Source organism: Amycolatopsis sp. NPDC114504, from assembly GCF_055633595.1.
This window is the reverse complement of sequence record NZ_JBVKDU010000005.1, coordinates 886,916-907,097: the sequence shown is the minus strand read 5'-3', so window position 1 is coordinate 907,097 and position 20,182 is coordinate 886,916. Positions and strand designations below refer to the sequence as shown.

General features: G+C 72.9%; 19 protein-coding genes and 1 tRNA gene. 7 read left to right on the top strand and 13 right to left on the bottom strand.

Features of this window, described 5'->3' with window-relative positions; all coding sequences use genetic code 11:
• Window positions 1–45 precede the first annotated feature (45 nt).
• The 6 genes from ACZ7PG_RS40275 to nrfD all read left to right on the top strand — a co-directional run bounded on the left by ACZ7PG_RS40275 (window position 46) and on the right by nrfD (window position 8,150).
• Window positions 46–140: transfer RNA gene (locus tag ACZ7PG_RS40275), tRNA-Sec, on the top strand.
• On the top strand, window positions 140–1,423 hold the full coding sequence (selA, locus tag ACZ7PG_RS40270; protein WP_470244446.1) for an L-seryl-tRNA(Sec) selenium transferase: 1,284 nt from the start codon (window positions 140–142) through the stop codon (window positions 1,421–1,423). Before ACZ7PG_RS40275 ends, selA begins: the two co-directional genes overlap by 1 nt.
• A complete protein-coding gene (selB, locus tag ACZ7PG_RS40265) occupies window positions 1,414–3,126 on the top strand; it encodes a selenocysteine-specific translation elongation factor (protein ID WP_470244445.1) in 1,713 nt (570 codons plus the stop codon). Before selA ends, selB begins: the two co-directional genes overlap by 10 nt.
• Window positions 3,127–3,164: 38 nt before the next feature.
• A complete protein-coding gene (fdh, locus tag ACZ7PG_RS40260; protein ID WP_470244444.1) occupies window positions 3,165–6,392 on the top strand; it encodes a formate dehydrogenase in 3,228 nt (1,075 codons plus the stop codon).
• A complete protein-coding gene (locus ACZ7PG_RS40255) occupies window positions 6,385–7,230 on the top strand; it encodes a 4Fe-4S dicluster domain-containing protein (RefSeq protein ID WP_470244443.1) in 846 nt (281 codons plus the stop codon). The genes fdh and ACZ7PG_RS40255 overlap by 8 nt, the downstream gene beginning before the upstream one ends.
• On the top strand, window positions 7,227–8,150 hold the full coding sequence (gene nrfD / locus ACZ7PG_RS40250; protein WP_470244442.1) for an NrfD/PsrC family molybdoenzyme membrane anchor subunit: 924 nt from the start codon (window positions 7,227–7,229) through the stop codon (window positions 8,148–8,150). Before ACZ7PG_RS40255 ends, nrfD begins: the two co-directional genes overlap by 4 nt.
• Here the strand turns inward: nrfD and ACZ7PG_RS40245 are convergent.
• From ACZ7PG_RS40245 to ACZ7PG_RS40200, 10 genes are all read right to left on the bottom strand, one after another.
• Window positions 8,128–9,009, bottom strand: a complete 882-nt coding sequence (locus ACZ7PG_RS40245; protein WP_470244441.1) for an alpha/beta fold hydrolase — start codon at window positions 9,007–9,009, stop codon at window positions 8,128–8,130. The genes nrfD and ACZ7PG_RS40245 overlap by 23 nt on opposite strands.
• 68 nt (window positions 9,010–9,077) lie before the next feature.
• Window positions 9,078–9,260, bottom strand: coding sequence for a CsbD family protein (locus ACZ7PG_RS40240; protein WP_470244440.1), 183 nt, complete (start codon window positions 9,258–9,260; stop codon window positions 9,078–9,080).
• Window positions 9,261–9,353: 93 nt separating this feature from the next.
• Complete coding sequence (locus tag ACZ7PG_RS40235) at window positions 9,354–11,144, bottom strand: complex I subunit 5 family protein (RefSeq protein WP_470244439.1); 1,791 nt, start codon at window positions 11,142–11,144, stop codon at window positions 9,354–9,356.
• 4 nt (window positions 11,145–11,148) lie between these two features.
• Window positions 11,149–11,493: a sodium:proton antiporter gene (locus tag ACZ7PG_RS40230; protein WP_470244438.1), complete on the bottom strand. Its 345-nt coding sequence runs from the start codon at window positions 11,491–11,493 to the stop codon at window positions 11,149–11,151.
• On the bottom strand, window positions 11,493–12,227 hold the full coding sequence (locus tag ACZ7PG_RS40225) for an MnhB domain-containing protein (RefSeq protein WP_470244437.1): 735 nt from the start codon (window positions 12,225–12,227) through the stop codon (window positions 11,493–11,495). The genes ACZ7PG_RS40230 and ACZ7PG_RS40225 overlap by 1 nt, the downstream gene beginning before the upstream one ends.
• Window positions 12,224–12,460, bottom strand: a complete 237-nt coding sequence (locus ACZ7PG_RS40220) for a Na(+)/H(+) antiporter subunit B (RefSeq protein WP_470244436.1) — start codon at window positions 12,458–12,460, stop codon at window positions 12,224–12,226. The genes ACZ7PG_RS40225 and ACZ7PG_RS40220 overlap by 4 nt, the downstream gene beginning before the upstream one ends.
• Complete coding sequence (locus ACZ7PG_RS40215; RefSeq protein ID WP_470244435.1) at window positions 12,457–12,756, bottom strand: monovalent cation/H(+) antiporter subunit G; 300 nt, start codon at window positions 12,754–12,756, stop codon at window positions 12,457–12,459. Before ACZ7PG_RS40215 ends, ACZ7PG_RS40220 begins: the two co-directional genes overlap by 4 nt.
• Entirely contained in the window at window positions 12,753–13,007 is a 255-nt protein-coding gene (locus ACZ7PG_RS40210) for a hypothetical protein (RefSeq protein WP_470244434.1), read from the bottom strand. Before ACZ7PG_RS40210 ends, ACZ7PG_RS40215 begins: the two co-directional genes overlap by 4 nt.
• Window positions 13,004–13,456: a Na+/H+ antiporter subunit E gene (locus ACZ7PG_RS40205; RefSeq protein WP_470244433.1), complete on the bottom strand. Its 453-nt coding sequence runs from the start codon at window positions 13,454–13,456 to the stop codon at window positions 13,004–13,006. Before ACZ7PG_RS40205 ends, ACZ7PG_RS40210 begins: the two co-directional genes overlap by 4 nt.
• Window positions 13,457–13,495: 39 nt before the next feature.
• Window positions 13,496–14,755, bottom strand: coding sequence for a cation:proton antiporter domain-containing protein (locus ACZ7PG_RS40200; RefSeq protein WP_470244432.1), 1,260 nt, complete (start codon window positions 14,753–14,755; stop codon window positions 13,496–13,498).
• Window positions 14,756–14,937: 182 nt separating this feature from the next.
• Between ACZ7PG_RS40200 and ACZ7PG_RS40195 the strand changes: the two genes are divergently transcribed.
• Window positions 14,938–15,282 carry a hypothetical protein gene (locus ACZ7PG_RS40195; protein WP_470244431.1) on the top strand — a complete coding sequence of 115 codons (345 nt, stop codon included), beginning with the start codon at window positions 14,938–14,940 and terminating at the stop codon, window positions 15,280–15,282.
• A 7-nt stretch (window positions 15,283–15,289) separates the two neighbouring features.
• Here ACZ7PG_RS40195 and ACZ7PG_RS40190 read toward each other — a convergent pair whose 3' ends face one another.
• The 3 genes from ACZ7PG_RS40190 to ACZ7PG_RS40180 form a co-directional block, all read right to left on the bottom strand.
• On the bottom strand, window positions 15,290–16,057 hold the full coding sequence (locus ACZ7PG_RS40190; RefSeq protein ID WP_470244430.1) for a maleylpyruvate isomerase family mycothiol-dependent enzyme: 768 nt from the start codon (window positions 16,055–16,057) through the stop codon (window positions 15,290–15,292).
• Between the two features lie 96 nt (window positions 16,058–16,153).
• Window positions 16,154–19,807 (bottom strand): family 78 glycoside hydrolase catalytic domain, encoded by a 3,654-nt coding sequence (locus tag ACZ7PG_RS40185; RefSeq protein WP_470244429.1) that lies wholly within the window; start codon window positions 19,805–19,807, stop codon window positions 16,154–16,156.
• 81 nt (window positions 19,808–19,888) lie between these two features.
• Window positions 19,889–20,134 carry a hypothetical protein gene (locus ACZ7PG_RS40180; RefSeq protein WP_470244428.1) on the bottom strand — a complete coding sequence of 82 codons (246 nt, stop codon included), beginning with the start codon at window positions 20,132–20,134 and terminating at the stop codon, window positions 19,889–19,891.
• Window positions 20,135–20,182 lie beyond the last annotated feature (48 nt).

The following is a 20,182-nucleotide window of genomic DNA, read 5'->3' as shown; positions in this document are numbered from 1 at the left end:
CGTGCCCGCCGGCCGCAACCTTGGCAGGATGGTCGCATGGTGCAGGGAGGCGTATCCGGCCTGGTGACCGGCACGGTCTTCAAAACCGGTGAACGGCAGGTCCTGTCGTTGGCGGGTTCGATTCCCGTCCGCCTCCGCCATGCCTGACCCCCGCCGCGCGATCCCGCGGACCGACGCGGTGCTGGCCGAGCCCCGGGTCGCCAAGTTCGCCGAGACGCTCGGGCGTGACCTGGTCAAGGCCGTGATCCAGGAATCGCAACGAGCCGCGCGAGCCGGGGAGATAGCCCCGCACGACGTCGTCGACGTCGTGCTCGGGCGGCTCCCGGCGAGCGCGGCGTCGCTGCGGCCGGTGGTCAACGCGACCGGCGTCGTCGTGCACACCAACCTCGGCCGGGCCCCGCTGTCCGCGGCCGCGCTCGACGCCCTGGTGGCGGCCGGGGGCGCCACGGATGTCGAGTTCGACCTGGCGACCGGTGAGCGGGCGCGGCGCGGGCGGGGTGCCCTCGCGGCGCTGGCCGCCGCCGTCCCGGACGCCGGTGGCGTGCACGTCGTCAACAACAACGCGGCCGCCCTGCTGCTCTGCGCGCTCGCGCTGGCCCCGGGCCGGGAGATCGTCGTCAGCCGGGGCGAACTGGTCGAGATCGGCGACGGCTTCCGCATCCCCGACCTCCTCGCGTCGACCGGCGCCCGGCTGCGCGAGGTCGGCACCACCAACCGGACTTCGGTGCGCGACTACGCCGACGCTCTCGGCCCGGACACCGGGTTCGTCCTCAAGGTCCACCCGTCGAACTACCGGGTCACCGGTTTCACGTCGGAAGCGGCGCTCGGCGAGCTGGCCGGCCTCGGCGTGCCCGTGGTCGCCGACATCGGGTCCGGCCTGCTGACCCCCCACCCGCTCCTGCCGGACGAACCGGACGCCGCGAGCGCGCTGCGGGCGGGCGCCACGGTCGTGACGGCCAGCGGCGACAAGCTGCTCGGCGGCCCGCAGGCCGGTCTCCTGCTCGGCGACGCCGACGTCGTCGAACGGCTGCGACGGCACCCGGCCGCGCGGGCGCTGCGCGTCGACAAGCTCACGCTCGCCGCGCTCGAAGCGACGCTCCGCGGGCCGGAACCGCCGGTGCGCGCGGCCCTCGACGCGTCGGTCGCGAGCCTCCGAGAACGAGCGGAGACCCTGGTCAAAGCACTGGAAGGCATTGACGCCCGGATGGTCTCGGTGTCGTCGGCCGTCGGCGGCGGGGGAGCGCCGGGTGTCGAGCTGCCCAGCGTCGCGGTGAGCCTGCCCGCCCGGTACGCCGTCGCGTTGCGGACCGGCGAGCCCGCGGTCGTCGGCCGGGTCGAGCGGGACCGGTGCCTGCTCGACCTGCGGACCGTCCGGCCGGAAGAGGACGCGAAGCTCCTGGAAGCCGTCCGCCGATGCGGGTGATCGTCACCGCCGGGCACGTCGACCACGGGAAGTCGACGCTCGTGCGCCGGCTGACCGGGATGGAGCCCGACCGGTGGGGCGAGGAGCGCCGCCGCGGGCTCACCATCGACCTCGGGTTCGCCTGGACGCGGATCGGCGACGACGACGTCGCGTTCGTCGATGTGCCGGGCCACGAACGGTTCGTGCCGAACATGCTGGCGGGCGCCGGGCCCGCGCCGGCGGTGCTGTTCGTCGTCGCGGCCGACGAGGGCTGGATGCCGCAGTCGGCCGAGCACCTCGCCGCGCTCGACGCGTTCGGTGTCCGGCGCGGGCTGCTGGTCGTCACGAAGGCGGACCGCGCCGATCCGGCGGCCGCGACCGAGGCCGCGCTCGGCGAGATCGCCGCGACGTCGCTGGGTGCCGTGCCGAGCGTCGCCGTCAGCGGGAAGACCGGTGCGGGTTTCGACGAGCTGCGCGCGGCGATCGCCGCGCTGGCCGGAGGGTTGCCGGCGCCCGATCCGGACGCCGATGTCCGGCTGTGGATCGACCGGGCGTTCACCGTTTCGGGCGCGGGCACGGTCGTCACCGGAACGCTCGCCGCGGGGACGATCGCCGTCGGCGACGAGCTGCTGCTCGGGGACGCGCGGGTCAAGGTCCGCGGCCTGCAGGCGCTCGGCGAGGCACACGACCGGGTGACGGCCGTGGCGCGCGTGGCGGTGAACCTGCGCGGCACCGCGCGGGCGGACGTCGGACGCGGCGACGTCCTGCTCACCCCGGACCGCTGGCAAGAGACGGCCGAGTTCGACGTGCGGCTGCACGCGACCGACCTCCACCGGAACCTGGTGCTGCACTTCGGGACGGCGGCGGTACCGGTGCGCGTCCGTCCACTGGGGACGGACACCGCCCGGCTCACGACGACGTCCGCGCTGCCGTTGCGTGTCGGCGATCGCGGGCTGCTGCGCGACCCCGGCGAGCACCGGATCGCCGCGGGCTTCGACGTGCTCGACGTCCGGCCGCCGTCGCTGGCCCGCCGTGGCGCGGCGCGCGCCCGGGGCGAGGAGCTGACCACCGATGATCTCGCCGGGGTGTACCTGCGCCGCTCCGGTTTCGTGCGGGCCGCGGACTTCTCGGTGCTGGGGCTGCCCGAGACGGGTGACCTGGTGGGCGGCTGGCGCGTCGACCCGCCGCGGTTCGCCGGGCTGCGTGCCGAGGCGGCGGCGATCGTGCGGGACTGGGACGCCCTCGCCGCGGGCATGCCGGTGGAGGCGCTGCGGCAGCGGCTCGGCCTGCCCGCACCGGAGCTGGTCGGCCCGCTGCTGGCCGGCACCGGTCTCGAGGTGGCGGGCGGGCTCGTCCGCCGGCCGGGCGGGCTGGCTCCGGCGGTCGAGAAGGCCGTGGTGGAGGTGGAAAAGCAGCTGGCCGAGCACCCGTTCCGCGCTCCGGAAGCCGATGACCTGCGGGCGCTGGGCCTGGGCCGCCGCGAGCTGGCGGCGGCCGTCCGCCTCGGCCGGCTGACGGCGGTGGCGGAGGGCGTGGTGCTCGGGCCGGACATCGAAGAGCGAGCCGCGACCGAGCTGCGCGCGCTACCCCAGCCGTTCACGGTTTCGGCGGCGCGCCGCGCCTTGGACAGCACCCGCCGGGTGATGATCCCGCTGCTGGAACGCCTGGACGCGGCCGGACTGACGGAACCACTGGGCGACGGGACCCGCCGGACGAGTGGTTAGGCCTGCGTTCCGGGGGTATGGCTACTACCGTGCGAAGCATGAGCGTGCGGAAGTGGATCGAAGGCTGGCCGGTGTACCGGCAGCTGACCGGTCCCGACCGGACAGCGCGCGCGGCGGCGGCCAAATCGGACGGTTCGGAGAAATGGCACGCCCGCACCGAAGACGCCGACAAAGTGGTCAAGTCGGTCTGCCCGTACTGCGCCGTCGGCTGCGGCCAGAAGGTGTACGTCAAGGACGGCCGCGTCACGCAGATCGAGGGTGACCCGGACTCGCCCATCTCCCGCGGCAGGCTCTGCCCGAAGGGCTCGGCCAGCAAGCAGCTCGTGACCAGCCCGAGCCGCGTCACCGAGGTCCTCTACCGGCGCCCCCACGGCACCGACTGGGAGCGCCTGCCCCTCGACACGGCGATGGACATGATCGCCGACCGGGTCCTGAAGACCCGCGCCGAGACGTGGCAGGACGCCGACGACCAGGGTCGCAAGCTCAACCGCACGCTCGGCTTCGCCAGCCTGGGCGGCGCGACGCTGGACAACGAAGAGAACTACCTGATGAAGAAGCTGTACACCGCGCTCGGCGCGATACAGATCGAAAACCAGGCCCGTATTTGACACTCCGCCACGGTTCCCGGTCTGGGGACCTCCTTCGGTCGTGGGGGCGCCACGACGTTCCAGCAGGACCTCGCCAACGCCGACTGCATCGTCATCCAGGGCTCGAACATGGCCGAGTGTCACCCGGTCGGGTTCCAGTGGGTGATGGAGGCGAAGGCCCGCGGCGCGAAGATCATCCACGTCGACCCGCGGTTCACCCGCACCAGCGCGGTTTCGCACGTCCACGCGGCGTTGCGCGCCGGGACGGACATCGCGTTCCTCGGCGGCTTGATCAACTACGTCCTCAGCGAGGAAAAGGACTTCCGGGAGTACGTGCTGGCCTACACGAACGCGGCCGCCATCCTGCGTGAGGACTTCGCCGACACCGAAGACCTCGATGGCGTCTTCTCGGGCTACGACCCCGAGAAGCGCCGGTACGACATGACGTCGTGGGAGTACGAAGGCGCGCCGACCGTGCCCGCGGCCGGCTCCACCGATCCCGAACAGCCGGGGGAGCCGGGCTCGGAGTCGCACCACGGCGGGGAAGCGCACCAGAAAACGGCCCGTGCGGACACCTACGGCAGCGGCGGCGCGGCGGTCGGCGCCAAGCCGAAGACCGACGAGACGCTGCAGCACCCGCGGTGCGTCTTCCAGGTGCTCAAGCGCCACTTCGCGCGCTACACGCCGGAGATGGTCGCCGACGTCTGCGGCCTGCCGGTCGAGCAGTTCCGCGAGATCGCCGAGGCGGTCACCGCGAACTCCGGGCGCGACCGGACGACGGCGTGGGTGTACTCGGTCGGCTGGACGCACCACACGGTCGGCGCGCAGTACATCCGCACGGCGTCGATCCTGCAGACGCTGCTCGGCAACATCGGCCGTCCCGGCGGTGGCATCCTCGCGCTGCGCGGCCACGCCAGCATCCAGGGCTCCACCGACATCCCGACGCTGTTCAACCTGCTCCCCGGCTACATCCCGATGCCGCACGCGCACCAGCACCAGAGCCTCGACGAGTTCGTCGAAGCCGACGCGGGCAAGACGGGCTTCTGGGGCAACATGCGCTCCTACGCCGTGAGCCTGCTCAAGTCCTACTGGGGTGATTCGGCGCAGCCGCATAACGACTTCCGGTTCGACTACCTGCCCCGGCTGACCGGTGACCACGGGACGTACGCGACCGTGCAGAAGCAGATCGAGGGGGAGTGCAAGGGGTACTTCCTGGTCGGGGAGAACCCGGCCGTCGGCTCGGCCAACGGCAAGTTCCAGCGGCTCGGCCTGGCCAACCTCGACTGGCTCGTCGTCCGGGACCTGCAGCTGATCGAGAGCGCGACGTTCTGGAAGGACGGCCCGGAGATCGAGACGGGCGAGCTGAAGCCCGAGGAGATCGGCACCGAGGTCTTCTTCCTGCCCGCCGCCGCGCACACCGAGAAGGACGGCAGCTTCACCAACACCCAGCGCCTGCTGCAGTGGCACCACAAGGCCGTCGAACCACCCGGCGACGCCCGCAGCGACCTGTGGTTCTACTACCACCTGGGCCGGATCATCCGGGAGCGGATCGGCGACGACCCCCGGGACGCGCCGGTGCGCGACCTCACCTGGAGCTACCCGGTCGAGGGGCCGACCGACGACCCGAGCGCGGAGTCCGTGCTGGCCGAGATCAACGGCCACGGCCCCGAGGGCCCGCTTTCGGCGTACACGGAACTGAAGGACGACGGCTCGACCTCGTGCGGCTGCTGGATCTACTGCGGTGTCCGCGCCGGCGGGAAGAACCAGGCCGCGAACCGGCAGCCGGGCCAGGAGCAGGACTGGGTCGCGAAGGGCTGGGCCTGGGCGTGGCCGGCGAACCGGCGGATCCTCTACAACCGCGCGTCGGCGGACCCGGACGGGAAGCCGTGGAGCGAACGGAAGAAACTGCTCAGCTGGGACGCCGACCAGGGCAAGTGGGTCGGCCCGGACGTCCCGGACTTCGAGCCGACGAAGGCCCCGGACCACGTGCCGCCCGAGGGGGCCAAGGCCCAGGACGCGCTCGGCGGCCGTGACCCGTTCATCATGCAGACCGATGGCAAGGCGTGGCTCTACGTCCCGGCCGGTCTCGCGGACGGCCCGCTGCCCGCGCACTACGAGCCGTTCGAGAGCCCGGTGGACAACGCGCTGTACCGCCAGCAGGAGTCGCCGACGCGCCAGACGCTGGACAGCCCGGCGAACCCGTACAACCCGGCGCGCAGCGAGGTCTACCCGTACGTGTTCACCACCTACCGGCTCACCGAGCACCACACGGCCGGCGGCATGAGCCGGACGCTGCCGTACCTGTCGGAGCTGCAGCCGGAGTTCTTCTGCGAGGTCTCGCCGGCCCTGGCCGCCGAACGCGGGCTGGAGAACGGCGGCTGGGCGACGATCGTCTCCGCGCGGACGGCGATCGAGGCCCGCGTCCTCGTGACCGATCGGGTGAAACCGCTGAAGGTCCGCGGCCGGACGATCCACCAGGTCGGCCTGCCGTACCACTGGGGCCCGAACGGGCTGTCCCGCGGCGACGCGGCCAACGACCTGCTGGCCATCGTGATGGACCCGAACGTGCACATCCAGGAGTCCAAGGCGGCCACCTGCGACATCCGGCCGGGACGGCGTCCGCGCGGCGCCGCCCTGCCCGAGTTCGTGGCCGAGTACCGGAGGCGAGCCGATGGCTGAGTACGGCACCCAGCCCCGGATGGGGTTCTTCACCGACACGTCGGTGTGCATCGGCTGCAAGGCCTGCGAAGTCGCGTGCAAGGAGTGGAACGAGGTGCCCGAGGCGGGCGGGCTCGACCTGCTCGGCACGTCCTACGACAACACCGGCGCCCTGGGCTCGAACACCTGGCGGCACGTGGCCTTCGTCGAGCAGCCGAAGACGTCCACTGTGGACCTCGGAATGCCGGACCTCGGGATGCCGGACGTCGGCGCGCCGGGGCAGGAAGACCCGGGCGTGCGCTGGCTGATGTCGAGCGATGTCTGCAAGCACTGCACGCACGCCGCCTGTCTCGACGTCTGCCCGACCGGCTCGCTGTTCCGCACCGAGTTCGGCACCGTCGTCGTGCAGCAGGACATCTGCAACGGCTGCGGCTACTGCGTCCCGGCGTGCCCGTACGGTGTCATCGAAAAGCGCGAGAGCGACGGCCGCGCGTTCAAGTGCACCCTCTGCTACGACCGGCTCGGCGCGGGGATGGAACCGGCCTGCGCCAAGGCGTGCCCGACCGACTCCATCCAGTTCGGCGAGCTCGACGAACTCCGTGAACGGGCCGACGAGCGGGTCCGCGACCTGCACGAGTCCGGCGTTCCCGAGGCCCGGCTCTACGGCCGTGACCCCGAGGACGGCGTCGGCGGCGACGGCGCGTTCTTCCTGCTGCTGGACGAACCCGAGGTCTACGGGCTGCCGCCGGACCCGGTGGTCACCACGCGGGACCTGCCGGCGATGTGGAAGCGGGCGGCGGTGACGGCGGCCGGCGTCGCCGTGGCCGTCGCGGCGTCGTTCCTGGGCCGGCGCCGATGAGCCCGCGCCGCGAACGGACGATGGTCGAGCCCGCCGAGTTCCGCTCCTACTACGGCAAGCCGATCCTCAAGGAACCGGCCTGGAAGCAGCCGGACGTGCCGCTGTACCTGTTCCTCGGCGGCGCGGCGGGCGCGTCGGCGACGATGGCGGCGCTCGCCGACGTCACCGGGCGGCCGGGGCTGGCCCGCGTCGGCAGGCTGGTCGCGTCCGGCGGTTCGCTCGCGAGCGTCGTGGCGCTGGTCCACGACCTGGGGAAGCCGACGCGGTTCCTGCACATGCTGCGGGTCCTGAAGCCGACGTCGCCGCTCTCGGTGGGGTCGTGGATCCTCTCGCCGTTCTCCGGGCTGGCCGCGGTGGCGGCGGCGTCCGAGGTGACCGGGCGGCTGCCGCGGATCGGCCGGCTCGCAGGCATCGGTGCGGGCGTGCTCGGGCCGGCGATGTGCACGTACACGGCGGTCCTGCTGGCGGACACGGCGACGCCGTCGTGGCACGAGGCCCACGGCACGCTCCCGGTGCTGTTCGCGGGCAGCGCGTTGACCAGCGGTGCGGGTGCGGCCCTGCTGGCGGTTCCCGCGAGCGAGCTCGGCCCGGCGGTCCGGGCGGGGCTCGCCGGGGCGGTCGCGGAGCTGGTAGCCGAGCACCACGTGGAAACCGGCCTGGGCCTGGTGTCGGAGCCGTACCGGACGGGCCGAGCGGGCAAGCTGCTGAAGGCGGCGAAGGCTTTGACGGCGGCCGGCGCGGGACTTTCCCTGCTGGCGAAGCGGAACCGCGCGGCGGGCGTGCTGGCCGGGACGGCGTACCTGGCCTCGGGACTGTGCACGCGGTTCGGCGTCTACGCGGCCGGGGTGGAGTCCACAAAGGACCCGAAGTACGTGGTGATCCCGCAGCGGGAGCGGCTCAGTCGGCGGGAAGGCCGCTGAAGAAGTCGCCGAGTGCGGTGGCCAGCGCGGCCGGGTTCTCCTCCGCCATGTGGTGCCCGGACTTGATCGCGTGACCGCGGAGGTCGGTGGTCCAGCCGCGCCAGACGGCCAGGACGTCCCCGTAGAGGTCTTCCAGGTCGTCGTCGCTGGACCACAGGACCAGTGCCGGGCAGGTGATCCGCTTGCCGGCGGCCTGGTCGGCGTCGTCGTGCGCGCGGTCGACACCCAGGCCGGCCCGGTAGTCCTCGAGCATCGCGGTGACCGTGGCCGGGTCGTGGATCGCGCGGTGGAAGTCGGCGAAGTTGCCCTCGCCGAGCCGCTCCGGGGTGTTCTTGGTACCGACGTTGTACCAAGCGTCAGGATCGGCGGTGATCACCCGTTCGGGTTTTTCGGGCTGGGCGAAGAAGAACCAGTGGAACCACTCGCGCGCGAACCGAGCGTCGCAGCGGGCGAGGGCTTCCCCGATCGGGACGGCGTCCAGGATCGCCGCGCCCCGGATCACCGACGGGTGGTCGAGTGCGAGCCGCGTCGCCACGTAGGCGCCGCGGTCATGACCCGCCACGAAGAACCGGGAATGGCCGAGGTGCCGCAGCAAAGCGACGCAGTCCGCCGCCATGACGCGTTTGCTGTAGGGCGTGTGGTCTTCGTCGGTCGGCGGTTTCGTCGATTCGCCGTAGCCGCGGGTGTCCGGGCAGACGACGGTGAACCGCTCCGCGAGCCGCGGGGCGACCCGGTGCCACGTCGTGTGGGTGCGCGGATGCCCGTGCACCAGCAGGAGCGGCGGACCGGAGCCGCCGTGGCGGACCCGCAGCGTCACCCCGCCGACGTCGACGTAATCGAGCGCGAAGCCGTCGAACACGATTCACCCCCGGCAGCGAAACTGCCGCACCCCGGGAACCCGAGGTGCGGCAGCGGCAGAACTACGGATCAGTTCTTGTCCTTGACGCCCTTGACGGCGTCCTTGATCTTCTCGCCGGCCTGCTTGAGGGAGCCCTTGGCCTGGTCGGCCTTGCCCTCGGCCTGCCACTGCTCGTTGCCCGTGGCGTCGCCGACAGCTTCCTTCGCCCGGCCCTTGAGCTCTTCACCCTTGTTCTCGAACTTGTCGTTCATGGGACGCACCTTCCGTCGCGGCGACATTTCCGGATCGGCCAGTCGCCAAAAGGGCCTTGTCGTTCGGTTACCCACTCGCGAGGCGCCTACACATCAGAGCCGGACGAGCGCCGTGAGGACCGTCACCCCCACGAGCAGCCACGCGACGTAGTCCCCGACGTGGCCCGAATGGCCCCGGTGCAGCACTTCGAGGGCCGCTCGGACGGGCCGGGGCCACGACGGGAGCCGGTGGGGCCAGAGGGCCACCGCGGCGATGCCGAGCGCCAGCAGCACCGTGAGGCCGCCGAACAGCACCCCGGACGTCGTCCACCCGGCTGTCACGGGCGGCAGGTGCGCGACGGCTCCGGAGGCGGGCAGGACGTCGTGCAGGTACCCGGCGCGGTCGGCCTCCTGCCGCCCGGCGGTGACCGCGACGTCCTTCAGCCAGGGGACCGCGAGCGCGGCGGCCAGCACCGCGACGATCGCGCCGGTCATCGTCGCCGGGGTGCGCGCGATGCGTCCGCCCGTCTCGGGTTCCTCGTCCGTCCCGGCGGTCCGGTCGCCGTCGTCCCGGCGCGGCGGCCGGCCGAGTCCGAAGTAGACACCCAGACCGGCGCGCAGCACCGCGGCCGCCGTCACGGCGGTGACGAGCACGAACACCGCCACCAGCCAGCCGTACCCGGCGTGCTCGAGCGCGTGTTCCGCGACGTCCTTGCCGAACGCGACGCCGAACGGCGGCAGCCCGGCCAGCACCAGCGCCGCCAGCACGAACAGCCCGCCTTCCAGCCGCGAGTGCCCGCACTTGCCGAACAGCTCGTCCTCGTCGACGCTGCCGTAGCGGTCCTTGAGCACCCCGACGAGCAGGAACAGCGCCGCCTTGGCCCCGGCGTGCCCGGCGACCACCAGCACGAACCCCGTGCTCGCCTGGCCGTCGGCGGCGGCCAGTCCACAGAGGAACAACCCGGTGTGCGCGATGGTCGAGTAGGCCAGCAGCCGTTTCAGGTGGCGCTGGGTGAAGCACAGGACGGCGCCGAGCACCGCGCTGCCGATCCCGAGCACCAGCAGCACCCGGGCGAACGCGCCGTCGTCGAGCACGCCGCCGAACACCGTGCGCCGGACCCGCAGCACGCCGTAGACACCCAGCTCGACCATGACGCCGGAGAAGAGCACGCACACCGGCGTCGGCGCGACCGCGTGCGCGTCGGCGAGCCAGAAGTGGAACGGTACCGCGGCCGCCTTGACCAGCAGGCCGGTGCAGACGAGCACGAACGCGGCGAGCACCAGCGCGTCCGCCGGCTTCCCGTCGAGGGCGACGCCGAGCTGGGCCAGCCCGAGCTGGCCGCCGCGCGCGTAGAGCAGGCCGATCCCCATCAGCGTGAAGTACGCGCCCAGGGAGTTCACGACGCCGAAGTTGAGCGCGCCCTGGACGGAGTCGGCCTCCTCGACGCGGTACCCGGTGAGCGCGTAGGCGACGCCGCTCATCAGCTCGAAGAAGACGAAGAGGGTGAACAGGTCCCCGGTGAGCAGGAAGCCGAGCATGCCGGTGAGGAACAGCAGCATCATCGCGTGGTAGCGGGCTTCGACCGCCTCGAAGTAGCGCCAGCTGTAGACCAGCGCGCACGTCGTCAGGAACGACGCCAGCAGGGCGAGCGTGGTGTTGAGGCCGTCGGCGGCCATGACGATGCCGAGCGACCGCGTGCCTTCGGGTTCGTGACCGCCGAGCCAGCTCACCACCCGGCCGTGCTGGACGGCCACCAGCAGCACCGCGGTCAGCACCGTGACGCTCAGCGCCGCGGTGGTCGCGACGACGTCGGTCACCACGCGCGGCAGCTTCGCGCCCAGGCCGAGCAGCACGCACGCGGCCAGCAGCGGCAGGGCGACGACGAGGGCCGGGAGCGCGCTCATCGCCTCAGCCGCGCAGCGCGCGCAGCTCGTCGGGATCGACCGTCCCGTGGCGCTTCGAGATCTGGATGGTCAGCCCGAGCAGCAGCGCGGTGATCGTCGCCGACACGACGATGTCGGTCAGCGTCATCGCCTGCACCATCGGGTCGACCACGGGCTGCCGCTGGTCCTGGACGACGATCGGGGCGCCGGCCCGGTCCTGGTAGCCGATGCCGAGCAGCAGCACGTACGTCCCGGCCTGCGCCACCGAGAGCGAGACGACGGTGTGGACGAGGTGCCGGCTGCGCACGATGCCGATCGCGCCGATCAGCAGCAGCCACGCGGCGACGCCGTAGCAGGCCATCCCCACCATCACACGGCCTCCTCGCGGATCAGGCCCTGGCCGAGGAACTGCGCCAGCAGCACGACGAGCCCGGCGGCGACCTCGATCCCGACCAGAACGCTCAGCACGGGCACGGTGCCGGCCGCCAGCAGCGACCCGAACTCGCCCTTCGGCAGGAAGTTGGCCAGGAACGTGCCACCGGCGACCAGCCCGGTGAGCCCGGCGACGACGTACAGGCCGGTCGCCGCCGCTTCGGCGTACTCGCACCAGTCGATCGGGCGCAGCCGCGCGAGCGCCGGGTAGCTGCCGGAGATGTAGAGCAGGTGCCAGCCGGTGGCCAGCACGACCCCGCCCTGGAAGCCGCCGCCCGGGGTGAGGTGGCCGTGCACCACGACGTCGACGCCGAGCAGGAGGGTCACCGGCAGCATCAGGTAGCCGGCCAGCTTGACCACCGGCAGGACGTACCCGCGCTGGGGCTCGATCCGCTGTCGTTCCTCTTTGGACGGTTGCAGCAGCGAGAGCGCGCCCACGACGGCCGCCGCGACGATCGTCTCCTCGCCCAGGGTGTCCAGCGCGCGCAGGTCGAAGTTGACCGACGACACGAGGTTCGGCGTCGCGCGGGCGATCGCGGCGGGCAGGGCCAGGTCGCGGTAGACGTGCAGGGTGCCGCCGAACTCGGGCATCCGCAGGAAGGCCGTCACGAACAGGACGGCGACGCCGAGCGCGCCGGCCGCGCACAGCCACGTCCGCGCCCGCGGCGTCATCGCCCGCCGACCTTCCGGATGGTGAGCAGCACGAGCAGCGGCACCACGGCCGACCCGATGGCCAGTTCCGACAGCGCGACGTCCGGGGCCTGGAGCGCGACGAACAGCAGGGCCAGGCACAGGCTGAACAGCGAGAGCGTGATCGCCTGGCGCCGCGGGTCCGGCGTGGCCACCACCGCGAACCCCTCGACGGCGACGAACGCGAGGGCGACGAGCAGCACGACCGTCGTCACGACGGCAGGTCCTCGTCGATCGCGCCCCGCCGCTGAGCCTCGACGCGCCCGGCGGCGGACTGCAGCACCGGCCCGGTCACCGCGAGCAGCACGACGGTGAGCAGGACGGCGCCCGACGCCAGTGTCCAGCCACTGGCCAAAGCCAGTCCGAGCCCGACGAGCGGCGCGCCCAGCGTCGTGACCGGGGCGAGCAGGTGCAGGCGGGTGAGCAGCGTCCGGGCCCGCAGCATCGCCAGCGCCGAGACCACGACGACGGCGACACCGGCGAAGACGAGGACCTGCGCGACGACCGTCATTCCGTCGTCCCCAGCAACCGGATGAACAGCAGCGTGCCGGCGAAGGCCAGCACGGTCAGTGTCAGCGGCAGGATCACCGCGCTCGACGGACCGTAGGCCTGCACGAGCAGGAGCAGCGTGAGCACGGTGACCGGCCCGGCGAGCTGCAGCCCGGCGAGGCGCCCGACGGCGTCACCGCGGGCGGCGAGCCACAGTGCCGGGCCGAGGCCGCCCACCATGAGCGCCACGGCGGCGATCAGCCAGCCGGTCACCGGCGCACCTCGTCCAGCACGCGCGAGTCGCCGTCGAGGAGCCGGTGGACGACGAGCCGGGATTCACCCGGGGGAGTGGCGACGACCATCGTGCCGGGCGTGCTGCCGACGACGAGGGCCGCGCAGGCCACCCGGGCGTCGTGGACCGCGCCGGGTTCCCGGGGGAGGTCCACCGTGTCGAACCGGCCCGCGCGCGGGTGCCGCACGACCTCGACCAGCACCTGGACGGATTCACGGACCGCGGCGCCCGGCACGGCGAGCAGCCAGCGGAACCAGCGGGCCCGGGGCCGCCACGCGCCGCCGACGGCCTTGCGCGCGGCGCGGGCGGCGAACGCGCACGGCACCGCCGCGACGGCCGCGGCCACGATCTCGGGCAGCGACGGCGTCGACAGCGTCAGCACCCACAGCCCGGTCAGGCCGAGCCACCAGGGCAGCACCTCGGAAGCCACGGCGGCCGGGTACCCCGCGGCCGCGTTCGCCAACCGGGCTCAGTGGGCCGGCAGGTGGCCGCCCATCCGCTCGATCCGCTTGATGGCCGGCTCCGCGAGGATGCCGTGGACCAGCACGGACACGGCGACGGCGAGCGCGCCGACCCGCCACAGCACGTCCTGGTGCTCGACCGGCAGCCGGTCGATCGCGTAGGCGAGGTAGAAGAGCGTGCCGATGCCGCGGACGCCGAAGAACGCGATCGCGAGCGTCGCCGGGCGCCCGGCCGAGGAGCCGAGCAGCGAGACCCAGCCGATCACCGGCCGCACCACCAGCACCGCGACCACGGCGATCACGACTTCCAGGGGGCGCAGGCCCAGCAGCAGCCCGTCCCCGATGGCGAGGCCCAGCCCGAGCAGGGCCAGCGGCACGAAGAGCCGTTCCAGCTGGTGGCCGAAGGCGTGCAGGACGCCGTGGTACTCGTGCTCCCGCTCCTGCTTGCGGACGCAGACGGCGGCGGTGAACACCGCGACGAACCCGTTGCCGTGCGCGAACTCCGCCAGCGCGTACGGCAGGAAGGCCAGGGCGAGCAGGACGAGACCGTCGCCGTACTCGGCCAGGCGCAGCCGGTCGGACGACGTGCGGAAGATCGCCCAGCCGAGCCCGCGCCCGGCGACCAGGCCGACCACCACGCCGGTCACGACCGGCAGCAGCAGGTCGACGAGCACCCAGGAGGGGGCCAGGTCCGGCCTGCTGCCCGCCATCGCCAGCCCGAGCAGGACGAACGGCATGGCCAGCCCGTCGTTGAGCCCCGCTTCGGTGGTCAGCGTGAAGCGGATTTCGTTGTCCCTGGCCAGTTCCGGCTCGACGTCGGGGTGCGGCACGCCGATGTCGCCCGCCAGCACGGGGTCGGTCGGCGCCAGCGCCGCGGCCAGCAGCAACGCCACCCCCGGCGCCAGCGCGAGCCACCAGTACCCGAGCGCGGCGATCGCGAGGATGGACAGCGGCATGGTCAGCGCGAGCAGCCGCCACGTCGAGCCCCAGCGCTTCAGGCCGAACGGGCGGTCGACGGAGAGCCCGGCCCCGGCGAGCGCGACGAGGATGCCCAGCTGGGTGAACGACTCCACGCCCTGGAGGTGGGCCGCGGGATCGCTCCAGCCGTTGCCGTACGGCGCGGGCAGCGGCAGCAGACCCAGGACGATCCCGGCGATCAGCATCACCAGGGGGACCGAGAACGGCCGGTCCGCGACGAGTTTCGGCACGATCGCCGCGGCCAGGGCGAGCAGTCCGGCCACGCCGAACAGCACCGTCAACGACGACAAAGTGTCCTCCTGCCCGCTCGTGCCGTGCCGCCCGGGCGGGAGGTCCGTGCGCGGGACCCGGCCGAGCGAGAGCCGGGTTCCGCCGACACCGCCGCCCGGTGCGGATGCGGGTAGCGTGACCGGGAGGTGGCGTCGCGTCCCGGGTTCCCGATGTGCGCGCGGCGAAACCGGGAGGAGGCGCCGTGACATCGGCGAACGGGGCCGGGCGGCCCTGCCGGTTCTGCGGCAGCACGGGCGGCCCGCGGGTCCCGGGCAAGGCCGGCCCGATCTGCCTCGACTGCGTGCGGGCCGGGCTGCGGGTGGTGCGCGACGGCGCCGACCGCGAGACCCCGGGCGGCGACGTGCTGGCGGCGGTGACGTCACCGCTGGCCGCGGTCTGCGAGTTCTGCGGCCGCCGCGAGCGCCGCACGTTCCTCGGCCTGCGGCGCCCGCTGCTGCGGGTCACGAGCGCCCAGCGGGACGCGGTGATCTGCGTCGACTGCCTGGACCACGCCGGCGACGTGCTGAACCTCGCGCTGCGTCACTGAGCGCCGCTCAGCGTTCCGGGTCCCACTCCACGAGCTTGTCGAACAGCTGCCGGTCGCCGTCGAGGGCGAGGGAGTCCAGCGGAACGCGGCCGTAGAAGGCGAGGAGCAGGTCGTTCGCGGTACCGCGCGCGGAGGAGTCGGCCCGGCCGTCGTCGGCGGCGAGGCGGTCGGTTCGCGCGCCGTCGGCGCCGAGCCGGTTGCGCCACGAGCGGCCCTCGGTGACGTGGTAGTCGGCGACGGCGGGTTCGTGCGGCCAGGCGACCGTCGTCGTGCAGATGGTGGTCAGGAACTCCTCGACGCCGTCGACCGCCACCTCGGCCGGTACCGGCCGAGGGGTCCCGGCCGCGACCTGGGCGTCGTAGGTGTGCACGGCGATCTCGGCTAGCTGACGCCGCGCGACGGCGGCACAGGTCAGCGGTGACTGCGAAGTGCCCCACCAGGCCCAGCAACGGCGATCCGGACCGGCCTCCCGCAGGGCGTCCAGGAGCTGCCGGGTCGACGCGGCCGACCACGCCAGCAGGGGTTCGAGTTCTCGAGGGGGACCCTGGTCGTCCGGCGGGGTGGATTTGCCGGTGGCGTCGGGCCCGGCGGCGATGGTGGCCGCCCAGGCGCGGCGGCCGTCGCCGAGGTGGCGCACCAGGTCGAGCAGTGTCCACTCGGGACAGGTCGGCACCCGCACGTCGAGACCGGGTGCGGCGGTGACCGCGGCGCGGAACGCCGTCGAGCGCTCGTCGATCAGGCGCAGCAGGTCGGGGTAGTCCAAGGTGTCGTGCACCGGTGGTGTCTATCACCGGGCTTCGGCGACCGGCCAGCGGATTTCCGCCGGATCGAGCCGGTACCGCCGCGGGCAGCGGCGGTACCGGCTCTCCGGTCACGCGGTCGCGGTGAACACGTACGACCCGGCGGGCACGAAGTACGACCCCGCCGCCGACGGCACCGCTTCCGGCGGCGCGACCACCGAACCCGGCTGCGACGTCGGCACCTGCACCGTCGCCGACGAACCGACCGGGACGGTCACCCGCAGCGTCAGCTTCCCGGCCGAGACCGACCAGTCGCTGACCGCGCCGCCGTACGGCGTCTCGTACGCCGACTTCGCCGACGTCAGCCCGCCACCCGGCCGCGGCGCCACCAGCAGGGACGCGTAGCCCGGGGACGCCGGCGACAGCCCGCCGACCGAGCGGTACAGGAAGTCGCCCACCGAGCCGAGGCCGTAGTGGTTGAACGAGTTCATCCCGGGGTCGTTGAACGAGCCGTCCGGCTTGATCCCGTCCCAGCGCTCCCAGATCGTCGTCGCGCCGTGGCCGATCATGTAGCCCCAGCCGGGGAAGTCCGGCTGCAGCAGCACCTGGTACGCAACGTCGGCGTGCCCGTGCGCGGCCAGCACCGGCAGCAGGTTCTCGACGCCGAGGAACCCGACGCTGAGGTGCTCGTTCGCGGCCGCGACGCGAGCCGCCAGCTTGTCCGCCGCCGGCTGGACGCGGGAAGCGGGCAGCAGCCCGAAGGCCAGCGCGAGGACGTACCCGGTCTGCGTGTTGGCGCCGACCGTGCCGTCCGCCTGCGTGAACCGGCTGGTGAACGCCGCGCCGATCTGGTCGGCCAGCGTCCCGTACTTCGTGGCCTCGCCTGCGTGCCCGGTGGCCGCGGCCATCCGGGACACCAGCCGGGACGACCACGCGAAGAACGCCGTCGAGATCAGGTCCTGCGCGGTGTTGTCGTTGACGTTGAGCCAGTCGCCGAACGTCTGGTGGTCGCGGATCAGGTCGGCACCCGACGTCGAACGCAGGTACTCGACCCACTTCACCATCGCGGCGAAGTGCTCGTTGATGACGCCGGTGTCGCCGTAGCGCTGCCACAGGGTGTAGGGCACGATGACGCCCGCGTCGCCCCAGCCCGCCGTGCCCGAGCCGTCGAGCACGCCCGGCGCGACGTCGGTGAACGACCCGTCGGCGTGCTGGGCGTCGACCAGGTCGTCGCTGAACTTGCCGAGGAAGTTCGCGACGTCGAGGTTGAACGTCGAGGTGCCGGCGAAGATCCCGATGTCGCCGGTCCAGCCGAGCCGCTCGTCGCGCTGCGGGCAGTCGCTCGGCACGGACAGCATGTTCGAGCGTTCACCCCACAGGATGTTGTGCTGCAGCTGGTTCACCTGCGCGTTCGACGTCGTGAACGTGCCGGGCTGCGCGCCGGCCGTCCACATCGCCCGCCCGGTCAGCGTCGCGGCCGTCGGGGCCGAGGGCAGGCCGGTCAGCTCGACGTACCGGTAGCCGTGCACGGTGAAGCGCGGCTCGTACGTCTCCGCGCTCCCGGTGCCCGCCAGGGTGAACCGGTCGGTCGCCTGCGCCGCGCGCAGGTTCGTCGTGTAGATCGTGCCGTCGGGGTTGAGCACCTCGGCGTGCCGCATGGTGACCGTGGTGCCGGCCGGGCCGGTCACGGACAGCCTGTTCCAGCCGCTGAAGTTCTGGCCGAGGTCGGCCACCCAGACCCCCGGCTTCGGCTGCGTCCAGGAGACGGGCTTGAACTCCTGCTGCACCGTGACGCCGTTGTCCACTTGGGACACCAGGTTCGGCTTCGCGCCGGCCTTGACGCGGGGTGCCGCCCACGCGCGGTCGTCGAACCCGGGCCGGTCCCAGCCGGTCGCGAGCCGGGCGTCGTAGGTCTCGCCCTGGTAGAGGTCGTCGGCGCGGATCGCGCCGTCGCCGGTCTTCCAGGTGCCGTCGGTCGCGAGCGTGGTGGACGTCCCGTCGGTGAAGGTCAGCTTCAGCTGCGCCGAGTACCACGGTTCGGTGCCGTACTTCTGGCTGCCGGCGATGCCGATGCTCCCGGAGTACCAGCCGTTGCCGACCATCGCGCCGACGACGTTCTCGCCCTGGCGGATCTGCCCGGTGACGTCGGAGACGCGGTACTGCAGGCGTTTCGTGTAGTCCGTCCAGCCCGGTGCGAGGACCTCGCCGCCGACCTTGGCGCCGTTGAGGTGGGTCTCCTGCAGGCCGAGCGCGGTGGTGAGCAGCCGTGCGCTCGCGACCGGCTTCGCGACCGTGAAGCTCTTGCGCAGCAGGGGAGCGGGGGCGCTGACGGCGACGTTCGCGCCCCACGGCCCGGTGCCGTACGCGGTCAGTGCCCGCGCCGCGGTCCAGGAGCTGTCGTCGAACCCGCGCTGCTGCCAGCCGGCCGGGCCGGTCTGGCTCGCCTTCCACGTGCCGTCGGTGCTGACGGTGGGTCCACCTTGGACGGTCAGCTTCGCGATCATCCCGGCGGGGCTCTGCGTGGTGTTCTCCGCGCTGATCGCGATCGTGTTCGACCCGGCGGTCAGCAGGCTGCCGACGTCGACGACGGCGGCGGTCTTCCACGAGTCCGTGACGCGCGGGGAGTCGCTGACCTGGGTGCCGTTGACCCACACGGTCGCGGTGTCGTCACCGGTCACGACGAGCGTGGCCTTCGATGGTGCCGCGGCCAGGTCGAAGGTCTTCCGGAAGAACCGGGTGGCCGGGGGCACGCCGCCGAGCGGGTCCCCTTCGGGGTACCAGACCCAGCTGGCGCCGGCGAGGTCCGGGCCGGCGGCGGCGCGGCCGAGGAAGGCGCCGGTCCATTCGGCCGCCGGGTCGCGCAGCGCGGTTTCGAAGCGCTGCACCGCACTCCAGCCGCTCATCCGGCCTTCGCCGTCCCAGACGCGGACCTTCCAGGTGTAGGCGGTCAGCGAGGTGAGCGCCGGTCCGCCGTAGGCGACGTCGGCCTGCTGCGCGGACGTGACGCGGCCGCTGTCCCAGACGTCCTTCCCACCGGCGGAAACGACGAGCTGGTAGGCCGATTGCCGTTGCTGCGCCGACGTTGCCGCCAGCTTCCAGCCGAACCGGGCCTGGGCCGGGTCGACGCCGAGCGGGTTCACCCGCTGCCCGACCGTGGCGCTCGCGACGGAGAGCGGAGTCTTGGCCGAGGCGCTCGGCGTGCTGACCCGCGTGCCCCACGGACCGGTGCCGTAGGTGCCGAGGTCCTGGGCGGCGGCCCAGGTCCCGTCGGCGAAGCCGGGCTGCTCCCAGCCGTCGGCCGCGGTCGTCGCGCTCTTCCAGCCGGCCCCGGTGGTGAGGTCGGTGGTGCCCGACGCGGTCGTGACGCGCGCCCGCCCGAGCAGGCCGGCCGCCCCACCGGAGTTCCGGACGGCGACGGCGAGGGTGTTGACACCGGGAGCCAGCGCCGGCCGCAGGTCCACGGCCAGCGCGGACCGCCACGAGTCCGCGATGCGGGCCGACGAGGCGAGGGGCTTGCCGTTGAGCCAGACGTCGGCGGTGTCATCGCCGGTGAGGACGAACTGGGCATCGCTGACCGCGGCGGCGGGGACGGTGAAGGTCGTGCGGAAGTAGCGCGTGGCGGCGGGTGCGGTCACCCGGGCATCGCCTTCCGGGTACCAGATCCAGTGGGCGCCGGTCAGCTCGACCGGTGGAGCGGCGCCGGCCGGCGGAACCGACGCGGCGGAGAGGACCAGGATCGCGGCGAGCGTGGTGGTGGTCGCGCGCCAGAGCTTCGAGGGCAGCATGCGGGCTCCCTTACGGCGGGGATGGGGCGGCCGGATTTAAAACGTTTCAATAGAGCGTGATACGTGACTGTAATCACGAACTCACACGTTGGCAATACTCCACCGGGACGTATGGGTGGTGAATCGCTTCGACAGTCGGCGGGTTTCATAAATCGTTTTACGGCTGGATAGTGCTCGCTGGTAACGCTCACATCGTTCGCTCCCGCCGGAGATCCTGCGCGTGCTGGCGGACGTCGTTGCCTTGGCGGCGCCGGTGGCCACGACATAGGTGACGGCCATATGGACGAGATCAACTTCGGCACCAAGTGCTGGTTCCAGCCCTGCCACGGCGCGGACCCACGGGGTGCAGGCCGACCCGGAGACCGGCGTCACCGG

What these genes read in the sequence shown, in the direction of transcription:
- ACZ7PG_RS40240 (WP_470244440.1), bottom strand. Translation starts at nt 9,260, where the DNA reads ATGAACGACAAGTTCGAGAACAAGGGTGAAGAGCTCAAGGGCCGGGCG.
- selB (WP_470244445.1), top strand. Translation starts at nt 1,414, where the DNA reads ATGCGGGTGATCGTCACCGCCGGGCACGTCGACCACGGGAAGTCGACG.
- ACZ7PG_RS40255 (WP_470244443.1), top strand. Translation starts at nt 6,385, where the DNA reads ATGGCTGAGTACGGCACCCAGCCCCGGATGGGGTTCTTCACCGACACG.
- ACZ7PG_RS40185 (WP_470244429.1), bottom strand. Translation starts at nt 19,807, where the DNA reads ATGCTGCCCTCGAAGCTCTGGCGCGCGACCACCACCACGCTCGCCGCG.
- ACZ7PG_RS40215 (WP_470244435.1), bottom strand. Translation starts at nt 12,756, where the DNA reads ATGACGGTCGTCGCGCAGGTCCTCGTCTTCGCCGGTGTCGCCGTCGTC.
- selA (WP_470244446.1), top strand. Translation starts at nt 140, where the DNA reads ATGCCTGACCCCCGCCGCGCGATCCCGCGGACCGACGCGGTGCTGGCC.
- ACZ7PG_RS40235 (WP_470244439.1), bottom strand. Translation starts at nt 11,144, where the DNA reads ATGAGCGCGCTCCCGGCCCTCGTCGTCGCCCTGCCGCTGCTGGCCGCG.
- nrfD (WP_470244442.1), top strand. Translation starts at nt 7,227, where the DNA reads ATGAGCCCGCGCCGCGAACGGACGATGGTCGAGCCCGCCGAGTTCCGC.
- ACZ7PG_RS40225 (WP_470244437.1), bottom strand. Translation starts at nt 12,227, where the DNA reads ATGACGCCGCGGGCGCGGACGTGGCTGTGCGCGGCCGGCGCGCTCGGC.
- ACZ7PG_RS40230 (WP_470244438.1), bottom strand. Translation starts at nt 11,493, where the DNA reads ATGGTGGGGATGGCCTGCTACGGCGTCGCCGCGTGGCTGCTGCTGATC.